The following is a 10,930-nucleotide window of genomic DNA, read 5'->3' as shown; positions in this document are numbered from 1 at the left end:
GCTATGGCAACTATGGCTATATTCAGGCAAAAGCATCGATCAACGGTCCCATTGCCCCGAAGCTGGCGGGCAAGGTATCCTTCTCCGGTACTCAACGTGATGGTACCATTTACAATGAGACCACTCAGAAACATATCAATGACATCAACAACATCGGCGGAAGGTTACAATTGCTGTACACGCCCTCCGACAAAGTGAATCTTATTTTCATCGGAGATGCCGCCAAACAGCGCCCGGATGGCTATGCACAGGTAGTAGCCGGTGTGGTAAAAACAAAACGACCTGCTTACCGGCAGTTCGACAATATCATCGCCGACCTCAATTACGAACTCCCCAGCCGCAACCCCTTCGACCGGGTCATTGATCATAATACCGCGTGGCGCTCCGGCAATGACCAGGGCGGTTTGTCACTGAACCTCGACGCGAAAATAGGCGGCGGTACCCTCACGGCCACTTCTGCCTGGCGCTACTGGAACTGGGATCCATCCAACGACCGTGACTTTACCGGGTTGTCTGTATTGTCTCTCTCACAAGCTACCTCCAAACACCAGCAATGGTCACAGGAAGTACGGTATGCCGGTAATTTCTCTTCCAAACTCAGTGGCGTGATCGGTGTATTTGTAATTGGACAGGATCTTAAAACAGACCCCGTACACATCGAAGAATCCGGTGATGCACAATGGCGCTTCTCACAAACTACTACCAGCGAGTTATGGAAAACCCCGGGATTACTCGATGGCTACGGCATCCGTACGACCTCACGGTTGAAAACACTTAGCGCCGCCGTATTCGGACAACTGGACTGGGCCATCACTGAAAAGCTGCATGTGCTCCCCGGACTGCGCTATAACTACGACGAAAAGAAACTGGATTTCAACCGTAAAACATACGGCGGTCTTCAAACAACCGACCCAGCACTGCTGGCATTGAAGGCGATCGTGTATACAGATCAGGCATTTAACGCCAACACCGATAACACAAATCTCACCGGTCAGTTGACCGTTTCTTTTAAACCCAATAACAACATCAATACCTACGCTACCTTTTCTACCAACTATAAACCAATAGGACTTAACCTGGGCGGACTTCCCACCGCCAACGGCAAACCTATGCTGGAACTGGCAGAGATCAAACCTGAATACGTGCAGCACTATGAAGTAGGGATCAAAACAACCCCATCTGCCTCCTCTACACTGAACCTCTCTGTTTATAATACAGATATCAAGGATTTCCAGACACAGGTACAAACTGCAGAACTGGGCGTAAACCGCGGCTACCTGGCCAATGCAGAAAAAGTGCAGGTACGTGGCGCAGAACTGGATGGTAATATCCGGTTCAATAATCAATTCACGCTCTTCGGCGCTGTATCTTATACGGATGGTAAATACAAGTCCTTCAAAAATGCACCCGTACCACTGGAAGAAACCGGAGGTCCCAGCGCATTCAAGGATATTTCAGGAGGCAGACTACCCGGCATTTCCAAATGGACGGCTTCTCTCGGCGGAGAAATATCTACCGGTGGAAAATTCCTGTCACAGGGCGGAAGATACTTCCTCGCACTGGACGGATACTATCGCTCTGAATTTTCTTCCAGCCCATCCCCTTCTCCGTTCCTTAACGTTGACGGCTATGTGCTGTTGAACGGCAGGATCGGGTTCCGCGCCGTAAAAGGTGTATCACTGTTTATATGGGGACGTAATATCTTCAATAAAAATTATTTCGAACAATTACTTGTGGCGGCAGGCAACGCAGGACAATATGCCGCCGTACTGGGTGATCCGAGCACCTATGGTGTGACGATTCGCTATAATTTCAGTCCGTCTAACTAAAGTGGCCGGACTACTTTACAAAAAGCGCCCTGGCACTGCCGTTGCAGTAGCAGGGCGCTTTTTGTAAGTATTGTTGAAGACCGTAGTATATTATTAAACCTTGAAAATTTCAGAAGATCCAGCACCTTATTGGGGGCTAATTTTGAACCATTACTTATCCGCAAATCAAAAAGAAAAATGACCCAACTTGATTACTACGTATTAGACGTATTCACCGATCAGCGATATAAAGGCAACCAGCTTTCCGTAGTGCATATTAACAACGAGCTTACGCTGAAACAATACCACGATATTTCCCGGGAATTTGGCTACTCAGAAACCTCATTTGTACATTACTCCACGGAGTTAAACGCCTTTAAAGTAAGATCATTTACGCCTGCAAAATTTGAAGTAGCCGGCGCCGGCCATAACCTGCTGGGAGCGGTTTGTCTGGCATTATTAAAAAAATGGGATATTTTCAAAAATCAGGACGGGCAGCCCTATGTGTACATCAGTGACACAAAGATCCCGCTGCATATTACCGAAGAAAACGGATTACCTTTTGTGGCCATGAAGCAAAGGCCCGCCGAAATAACCGGCACCGTGCCGGTGGATCTGATTTCCCGTGCAGTGGGATTGAGCAGCGATGAGCTTTCGCTGCATGACTGGTCCATCCATATTGTACAAACAGAAGTGCCACATTTAATGGTGCCGGTAAAAGATGCGATCGCGCTTAAAAAAGCAATTTCACATAAATCTTTGTTGAAAGAAATCTCGGAAAAATTTAGCTTTGAAGGATACTATTTGTTTACAACAAATACCGCCCATGAAAAATACCTGGCGGAGACAAGATTTTTTAATCCGGGAATAGGCATTGATGAGGATCCGGCTACCGGCACTGCTGCCGGCCCTCTGGCAGGATATCTGGCCATGCTTGGCCATATCAGAAAAGATCAGGATTTCCTGATCCTGCAAGGGGAATATGTGGAACATCCGTCTACTATTCGCGTAAAGGTAGTGGATGATGGCATCTGGGTGAGTGGCTCGGCTGCCATTGTCATGGAAGGAAAAATTTATGTGTGATGCGTCCAAGACTACACCCGCCGGCGATGTACTAAATAGACGGCGGGCCATTTTTTTCAAACAGTTTCTCATGCGCCAAAACTTCCCAACTGCCCTCCGCTATTTCCGCTTCCAGCTCCTGCGCATCCCAGCCACAATAGCCAATAAACAACCGGATATCATCCACTGATATTGTCTTGTTATTCAGTTGCGTAACCGCCGCCTTAAAATCGCCTCCCAGGTAAAGGTCATCTGCCACCAATACGCCGCCGCCGATAAGGTCGGGCCGCCGATGCACAAAATAGAGATGTTCCTGATCTACCGGACCGCCCTCATATAGCGGAAACGGAATACTGTGTTTAAACTCTTCCAGTTCATTGAACCTGCGGGGAAAGACTTTATTGATCACAAAGCCCATGGCTCCTTTTTCATTGCATTCGGCGATAACCAATATCGCCTGCTCAAAAAAGCTGTCATCCAACAACGCCGTGGCGCTTATATACATTCCTGCAGTTATCATGTGCTACTCATTCAACATTTCGGAGCGGTTTTACAATTACCTCCTATGTCTGGGCGAAGATACACTTTATCAGGGTTCCCAGCCGCCTAAAACCTCTCCTGGCAGGTCCCACACCACTTATTGGAAGTGCCCGTTACAAAACCATCCAAATAAGTATCTTTACCAAAAGATCATCGATGAAACAAGTTACCATCATTGTTCCGGAAGGGGATGTTAATCTCAGCAGCATCACAGGTTCATTTGAAATCCTGAGCGGAGCAAACTCATTTTGGCAAAAGATGGGTCACCCTTCCATGATGGAAATACGTATAGCCGGTTACGTAGCTGAGCTGAAATTAGATCACGGCTTCTTTTCTATTTATCCGGTATCGTTAAACGAGATCAAAAAAACCGATCTGCTGATCATCCCTTCTGTTTCCTATGATGCTGACCTGGTGGAAAATAATGCCGCGCTTATTAACTGGATTACCGCACAATACAAAGGAGGTGCAGAAGTGGCCAGCATGTGCTCCGGTGCTTTTTTACTGGCAGCTACGGGCTTGCTGGATGGCAAAAGTTGTTCCACGCACTGGAACTTGTCGGCCGATTTCCAGCGGCTGTTTCCACATGTTAATCTACAACCCGAAAAACTGATCACTTCCGAAAGGGGAATATATACTAACGGTGGCGGGTACTCGTTTTTGAACCTGATCCTCTTTTTGGTAGCCCGGTATTTCGACAGAGAGACCGCTATTTACTGTTCAAAAATTTTCCAGATTGATATTGAAAGGTCGTCTCAGTCGCCGTTCCACATCTTTCAAATGCAAAAGAACCATGGCGATGAATTGATTTCCCAGGCCCAAACCTATATTGAAGAAAACCTGCAGGAAAAAATCTCCTTTGAGGAACTGGCCTCGAAACTGGCTACCAGCCGGCGAAATTTCGACAGACGTTTTATCAAGGCCACCGGTAACACACCGGTAGAATACCTGCAACGCGTGAAAGTAGAAGTAGCAAAAAGCACCCTGGAAAAAGGCCGGAAAAGCATTTTTGAGGTGATGATGGAAGTGGGCTATTCAGATGATAAAGCATTCAGGGAAATCTTCAAAAAAATTACGGGTCTGTCTCCCCTGGATTACAAAGCAAAGTACAATAAAGAAACCGCCTGGGCATAGCTGTAAACAGGTGATCCTAAAATACTACAGGCTTTGCGTACGTATACCCAAAGCCTGTTTATATTATTATTTTTCGGGAGAAGTGAAACTTTAGTTTCGCTTCTTGGACTTCGGTATCACTTTCAGGTTTCCGTTACCGTCGTATGGATTTTCGAGATAGATGCCATTTACTTTTTTGTCGGTAGTGGTAGTCAGTTCTTCATCAAAAGTAATCTTACCCTTCTTTATCTCATAAAACTTTGACGGCACGTAATACATGGAATCCGCAGCGGGATAAGTTTGTGTTATATCGCTGCCGCCAAATTCCAGATCACCGTCGCGGTCATAATCTTTCACATCAGAGCTGATGGTATTTAACACAGAATCTGCCAGTGAGTGATCTATTTTGAATACATACATCCGGTTCTTTTTCGGACTGCCATTCACCTCCAAAAACAGGAAAACGGAGGAACCATTTTCCACCAGCTTGTTGCGTCTGCTGGGATAGTTGATAATATCTTCATGGAAAATAAAAGCTTTATTACCATTCACGAAAATGGTGCCTTTATACACAGTAATTAACTGCCGCTGGCTGCTGGTATAATGTAATTCGTTCGCTGACTTTTGTGCCATTGCAGGCAAACAAATGAAAAGTAACAGGCATAGTCTGAATAAGTGGCGCATCATAATTTTTTAAATAAGGCTTTAATTTAGGTAAATCCCTCCGGATAATGCAATAGTAGATGATTAAAATTTATCACACAATAATCCTTATTGCATTTGTGGTAACCGGGCATTATATTGTCATGAATTCTGTAACCCTCTGCCATTGGCAGCTACCTCAAATCAAACAAGTACTGTTATGAAAAAACTATTTTGTTTCCTGATCATTTGCGCTATCGCTGTAATACCCTTGAAAATCCTCCATGCGGAAAAGAGCAGCTCCCAATTTTTTAGTATTGGCCTGAACGTGAGTAACGGCACGTCTGATATGGGTGCTATCTACCTGTACGGACCTACTAACGTAAGCGCCTATCTGAACCCCAATAGTGGTTCTTCTTACGGTCCGTTGACGGCCGGAAATTATACGGTCAACATGTACGCCTCTGCACCCGGTACACGCACTTTTGTTTTTGGCTCACAATCTGTTACCACTTCCACCGGGAGTGCTACCTTCAACGTAAACATTAGCAGTACGGTGTTTGCCTACATTTATTAATGAATAACCCTTCCTGCGAAAGCATGACCGGGCATTATTAGCAGGGGTAGCTGGAAATGACAGCTGCTTTTGCAGGAAGGTAATTAACAACCCTGGAAGTCAGAAAAGCGAAAAGTGTTATAACTTGCTGTCAATTCAGATACGCAATGGCATACGCTTATAAATACATGGATTCGCCGGTAGGACAACTTACACTGATTGGCAGCGACAAAGGACTCGCTGCAATATTGTGGGAAAACGACCACCCTGCACGGGTACGTGCAACAGCCGATATTAAAAATGATACGCATCCGGTGTTACTGGAAACGGAGCAGCAGCTTAAGGAATATTTTGCAGGTAAACGGCAGACTTTTTCCGTTAAACTCGACCCAATAGGCACTGCCTTTCAAAGAGAAGTATGGACAGCATTGGCGGGCATCCCCTATGGAGAAACCCGTAGCTACCTGCAAATAGCACATCAGCTGGGTAATCCAAAAGCGGTGCGTGCAGTAGGCGCCGCCAACGGTAAAAATCCTATTTCCATTATCCTCCCCTGCCACCGCGTGATCGCCACCTCAGGAGCCCTCACAGGATTCGCCGGAGGACTCCCAGCAAAGGCCGCACTGCTATCCCTGGAAGGGGCGAAAAGCAGCGATGTTCAACTTGAAATAGCCTGGTAGCAAATACTAGTACCCAAATCTTGCAATCACCTTTGAGTTAGGAAAACCATTCATGGAAATCTGAGCGTACAGCGCACTGTCTGCCGGATGGGTTAAACGCCGGCCATCACAGGTATACAAACCGCAAGCCCAACAGGATAATGTAGCCTGTTGCACGTTAATATAATCCTGACCATTGTAGGTAATCACCCTCGCCTCTCCGAATTGCTTAAGCACCAGGAAACTGTCTATCGTATGTTTTAACCAGGGAATATTAACAGCAGGGTTTTCAATGCCACAGGCTTTTGCCTTGTCTTTATTTTTATCTTTCTTACAGGCCAGAACGGGCAATGCTGCTACAAGCATACAGTACATAAATTTCATAGGGTCGCATTTTTCGTTGAACGTTTAAAAGACACTTCATGTTACAGTCTGCAAAAAAATTTTAGCTGCTTTTAGAAATCATCCCTATATTAGCAATACCGATTACATCGGACTCCTAACCCTTACATTTAACGGATACTATCCTTTAAAATAAATCTCAAAATAACAGTCGTCATTACTCAAAATAACAAGTTACTAATCACTATGTAATTAACACTCACCCTAATCAGTTCCCTTTATGACAAAGTTACCATCCAGCCCAACCCGTTGGACGCGGGATTACGTGTTCGACATCCTCAAAGACCTCGGTATTCATTACATTTTTGGCGTACCCGGCACCAACGAAATTCCTATTATTGATGGCACCAGTTACGAAGCCAACGGTGTGCGCTACATTGAATGCCTGCATGAAAACATTGCGATCGGCGCCGCCATGGGATCGGCCCGGATGACGGGCAAGCCCGGCGTTCTGGTAGTACACATTACTCCTGGTATCGCCCACACCATCGGCAACCTGTTCAACGCATGGCGCTCCGAAATGCCACTGGTGATCCTTTGCGCCCAACAACAAAATGAGTTAGTCACCCAGGAACCATTACTGGCATCCAACCTGGTAGACTTAGCCAAACAGTACACCAAATGGGCGCATGAAGTACGCACACCTGCTGAAATTCCACTGGTATTACAACGTGCCTTTAAAGAAGCCATGGCGCCGCCTAATGGCCCTGTGTTTGTATCTATTCCATGGGACTTTACCATGGTAGCCATTGGTGACAACGATAAAGTAAAAGGCGTAACCCGCATCTCTCCGCACTTTACCGGCGATGATGCGACGATTCAACAGGCTGCCGGTTTGCTCGCAGCTGCACAAAATCCGGTGATCGTAGCCGGAGATGCGGTGGGCTATGCCGACGCATGGGCGGAGCTGCAGGAACTGGCCACCCTCATCGGCGCCCCCGTAGTGCTGCAAACTTTCAGCAGCGTTGCCAATTTCCCCAACAACGATTATCACTGGCAGGGAGAGCTACCCGGCAGCCAGGCAGCCATACAGGGCGTATTCAAAAATCATGATGTGGCATTCCTCGTTGGCTTTGGCGCACAGGCACAACTTGCCGTATTCAAATACGCCGATGGCCCCCTGTTCCCCGATAGCCTTCAACAAATCTATCTCACCAACAACACCTGGGATATTGCCAAAAACTATTATGGCGAAGCCGCCATCTTCGGCGATGTAAAAGCCACGCTGCCCATCCTCAACAGCTACGTAAAAGCAAATCCGCCCCAGGATGCAGTAGAAAGAAATGCTACCCTGCAGGACCTCGCCCTAACCCGCGCAAAAAATTGGGATGCCTATTTGCAACAGGCCATGCAGCAGGAAAAAATATGGACGGTAGTTATAGCCAAAGCACTGAAAGATGCCATTGAGCAACGACAACTCACCGACAAATATGTGTACGTACACGAAGCCGTTTCGGACGGCGCGCCATTACAATACTACCTTCCGCTAGGCACTACCGGCGCCAAACCCGTTAGCTACTACTGCGTGGCCGGTGGGTCACTGGGCTGGTCTATGCCGGCATCACTGGGCATCAAACTCGAAGCAAAAGCCGCACAAGGCATCACTACGCAGCTCGTGATCAATGCCGTAGGCGATGGCTCTGCCCTCTTCTATCCACAGGTATGGTGGACTGCCGCGCATGAACAATTACCCATTCTTTATATCATCACCAATAACCAGGAATACCATACGTTACAACTAGGCCTGCAACAGGTGGTAGCAGCCTATGGATCGGCTCCCGGATATGGCTGGCACCCTTCCACCATGGACCCCGGCTACCTGCGGCTGGAACGCCCTTATATCGATTATGTAAACCTGGCGAAAGGATTTGGCGTAGATAACGGCGAACAGGTAAAAACACCTGCCGATGTAAAAGCCGCCGTGGAAAGAGGAATCGAGCATGTGCTCCACAACAAAACATCCTACATACTGGATATGCGCATTGCACAGGATACGCCGCAGGCGCCCACCAGCAAAGCACAGGCAGGAAGTCTGGCTGCTATCAGTCAGCACTACCTCCAGCAACCGGCACTGGATATTTTTCATCATCACAGCGCAGCACTTTACACGGCAACAACGGGCGACACCGCACTACCGGCTAACATGCCCACTATTTTCTAACACCACAATTTCCTATAAACCCAAAACACACATTTTATGGCTAATGCGCAAGTCGACATCGCAATCATTGGCGGTGGCGTTTCCGGAGTATATACTGCCTGGAAACTGAAACAGAAATATGGAGACAGCAAAAAAATTGCCCTCTACGAAGGTTCAGGGCATATCGGTGGCCGCCTGCTTTCCGTGCGACCACCCGGCATTGATAACATGGTAGCTGAACTCGGCGGCATGCGGGTACTGGCGAATATCCAGGAAAGAGCCATGGCGCTGATCACCGCGCTCAACGACCAATTACCGCCCGCAGAGAAAATTACATTATTTGATTTTCCGGTAGATGAAAACCAAAACATCGCCTTCCTGCGCGGGGTTCATCTACGGCTCGCTGATTTCACCAACAACCCTGCGAAAGTTCCGTACCGGCTTTCTAAAACAGAATATGGAAAAGGCCCTGGCACCATTATCGTAGATGCCATCGAAAAAATAGTGCCCGGCATAGGCGCCGCTACTGATGCAGAACGCCGTGAAATGGTGAAGGTGGCCACCTTCGAGGGCCTGCCACTTTATAAATGGGGCTTCTGGAACCTGCTGTACCGCGTAGTTAGCCCGGAAGGTTATCAGTTTAGTTTGGATGCAGGCGGTTACGATACCACCCTCGTCAACTGGAATGCCGCAGATGCCATCCCCTGGTTTCTATCAGATTTTGGTATCACACCGGATTACATGGGCTTTAAAAATGGATTTCAACAGGTACCCATTGTACTCGGAAAATTCTTTGAAGAATTGGGTGGCAGCATTTCACTGAATAAAAAACTGGAACGCTTCGACTGGAAAGGCGACGTTTTCAACCTCGTTTTTAACGATGAAAGCATCACCGCCGGTCAGCTGATCCTCGCCATGCCCCGCCGTTCCCTGGAATTGTTGTCGCCACAAAGCCCCAAGCTGCAGGAAATCAATGCGCTGATCAACAGCGTTACCGGTCGCCCACTGTTTAAGCTCTTTACCACCTACGATGAACCCTGGTGGACGAAAGTAGAAGGCACCCCGCCTATTGAAACCGGTCGTACGGTAACGGACATACCCGTACGACAAACCTACTACTGGCCCAAAGATGATGGCACCCCGCCTACAGCAGGAAAGGCGATGCTGCTCGGCAGCTATGACGATGGCAACAACACCGGTTTCTGGGATGGACTCAGACCCAAGCGCAGCCTCGCATGGAGACTGGGTAGATCAAAAACAATCACGGATGCTTTCCGTGGTGCAGATGATAACCTCCCCATAAAAGCAGCTACCGGAAAATATGACCTTAATCAGAAATGGACGGATTATGAAGCGCCTGTAAGAATGGTAGAAGAAATATCGCGGCAGTTGAGTCAGGTACACAATATTAATGCAACGCCGGAAGTAAAAAGTGCTGCCTTCCGCGATTGGGGCGAAGACCCCTTCGGCGGCGGATGGAACAGCTGGAATATCGGCGTAAAAAGCTGGGAGGTACGAGACAAAATTGTGCATCCCATCCAGGACTGTCCACTTTTCATTTGTGGCGAAGCCTATTCTGATGCCCAGGGTTGGGTAGAAGGCGCCCTGCAAACGGCAGATATTATGCTCGGGAAATTATAATGCTTTCCTCCACCCTGAAACAAGCTTCCATACTTGTTTTGGGGTGGCTTTATGAATACCATGCCATTGAAAAGTTATTAAAAAGATGAATAGTCCTAAAAAATACCGGACTATTCATCTTTCTAAAAATCCTTACTTATGGAACCTGTAATACCCAACGTTCATTATCTCCGTTGCTCTCCTGCCAGAGGATAGCCGAGCTGCCGTTATTCGGATTATTTCCACTTACATTCAGGCAGCTGGAAGGTGCGCATTTAGGCTTCAGCTTATAATAGCCATCATAGTCGTATACCAGCTTCCAGGATTGTGCGGAAGAAGTATTCGTTGTCCAGATATCCATTTGCGTACCATTCGTCGTACTGGCATT

General features: G+C 47.4%; 11 protein-coding genes. 7 read left to right on the top strand and 4 right to left on the bottom strand.

Annotated elements, in window-relative coordinates; translation table 11 throughout:
• On the top strand, positions 1 to 1,829 hold a 1,829-nt coding region (locus VIP81_RS21630), incomplete at its 5' end, for a TonB-dependent receptor (RefSeq protein WP_331966181.1).
• 177 nt (positions 1,830 to 2,006) lie between these two features.
• On the top strand, positions 2,007 to 2,891 hold the full coding sequence (locus VIP81_RS21625; RefSeq protein ID WP_331966177.1) for a PhzF family phenazine biosynthesis protein: 885 nt from the start codon (positions 2,007 to 2,009) through the stop codon (positions 2,889 to 2,891).
• A 31-nt stretch (positions 2,892 to 2,922) separates the two neighbouring features.
• Here VIP81_RS21625 and VIP81_RS21620 read toward each other — a convergent pair whose 3' ends face one another.
• A complete protein-coding gene (locus VIP81_RS21620; RefSeq protein WP_331966174.1) occupies positions 2,923 to 3,375 on the bottom strand; it encodes a YqgE/AlgH family protein in 453 nt (150 codons plus the stop codon).
• Between the two features lie 191 nt (positions 3,376 to 3,566).
• Here VIP81_RS21620 and VIP81_RS21615 point away from each other — a divergent pair, with 191 nt between their 5' ends.
• On the top strand, positions 3,567 to 4,544 hold the full coding sequence (locus tag VIP81_RS21615; RefSeq protein ID WP_331966171.1) for a GlxA family transcriptional regulator: 978 nt from the start codon (positions 3,567 to 3,569) through the stop codon (positions 4,542 to 4,544).
• Positions 4,545 to 4,634: 90 nt separating this feature from the next.
• Here VIP81_RS21615 and VIP81_RS21610 read toward each other — a convergent pair whose 3' ends face one another.
• The gene (locus VIP81_RS21610; RefSeq protein WP_331966167.1) at positions 4,635 to 5,207 is read right to left on the bottom strand and encodes a hypothetical protein; all 573 of its coding nucleotides are present in this window, start codon (positions 5,205 to 5,207) and stop codon (positions 4,635 to 4,637) included.
• 178 nt (positions 5,208 to 5,385) lie between these two features.
• On the opposite strand from VIP81_RS21610, the gene VIP81_RS21605 reads away from it, so the two are divergent.
• A complete protein-coding gene (locus tag VIP81_RS21605) occupies positions 5,386 to 5,742 on the top strand; it encodes a hypothetical protein (protein WP_331966163.1) in 357 nt (118 codons plus the stop codon).
• Between the two features lie 146 nt (positions 5,743 to 5,888).
• Entirely contained in the window at positions 5,889 to 6,401 is a 513-nt protein-coding gene (locus VIP81_RS21600; protein WP_331966159.1) for a methylated-DNA--[protein]-cysteine S-methyltransferase, read from the top strand.
• A gap of 6 nt (positions 6,402 to 6,407) precedes the next feature.
• Here VIP81_RS21600 and VIP81_RS21595 read toward each other — a convergent pair whose 3' ends face one another.
• The gene (locus VIP81_RS21595) at positions 6,408 to 6,764 is read right to left on the bottom strand and encodes a hypothetical protein (RefSeq protein WP_331966156.1); all 357 of its coding nucleotides are present in this window, start codon (positions 6,762 to 6,764) and stop codon (positions 6,408 to 6,410) included.
• Positions 6,765 to 7,002: 238 nt separating this feature from the next.
• Between VIP81_RS21595 and VIP81_RS21590 the strand changes: the two genes are divergently transcribed.
• Both VIP81_RS21590 and VIP81_RS21585 read left to right on the top strand, forming a co-directional pair.
• On the top strand, positions 7,003 to 8,943 hold the full coding sequence (locus VIP81_RS21590; protein WP_331966153.1) for a thiamine pyrophosphate-binding protein: 1,941 nt from the start codon (positions 7,003 to 7,005) through the stop codon (positions 8,941 to 8,943).
• 36 nt (positions 8,944 to 8,979) lie between these two features.
• Positions 8,980 to 10,563, top strand: coding sequence for a flavin monoamine oxidase family protein (locus VIP81_RS21585; RefSeq protein ID WP_331966150.1), 1,584 nt, complete (start codon positions 8,980 to 8,982; stop codon positions 10,561 to 10,563).
• Positions 10,564 to 10,699: 136 nt separating this feature from the next.
• Here VIP81_RS21585 and VIP81_RS21580 read toward each other — a convergent pair.
• A partial coding sequence (locus VIP81_RS21580; RefSeq protein WP_331966147.1) for an RICIN domain-containing protein occupies positions 10,700 to 10,930 on the bottom strand: 231 nt, incomplete at its 5' end.

This window comes from Chitinophaga sp., from assembly GCF_036566945.1.
In the GTDB taxonomy this organism is placed as follows: domain Bacteria; phylum Bacteroidota; class Bacteroidia; order Chitinophagales; family Chitinophagaceae; genus Chitinophaga.
Note: the sequence above shows the minus strand (reverse complement) of the source record. Positions and strands in the feature narration are given on the sequence as shown.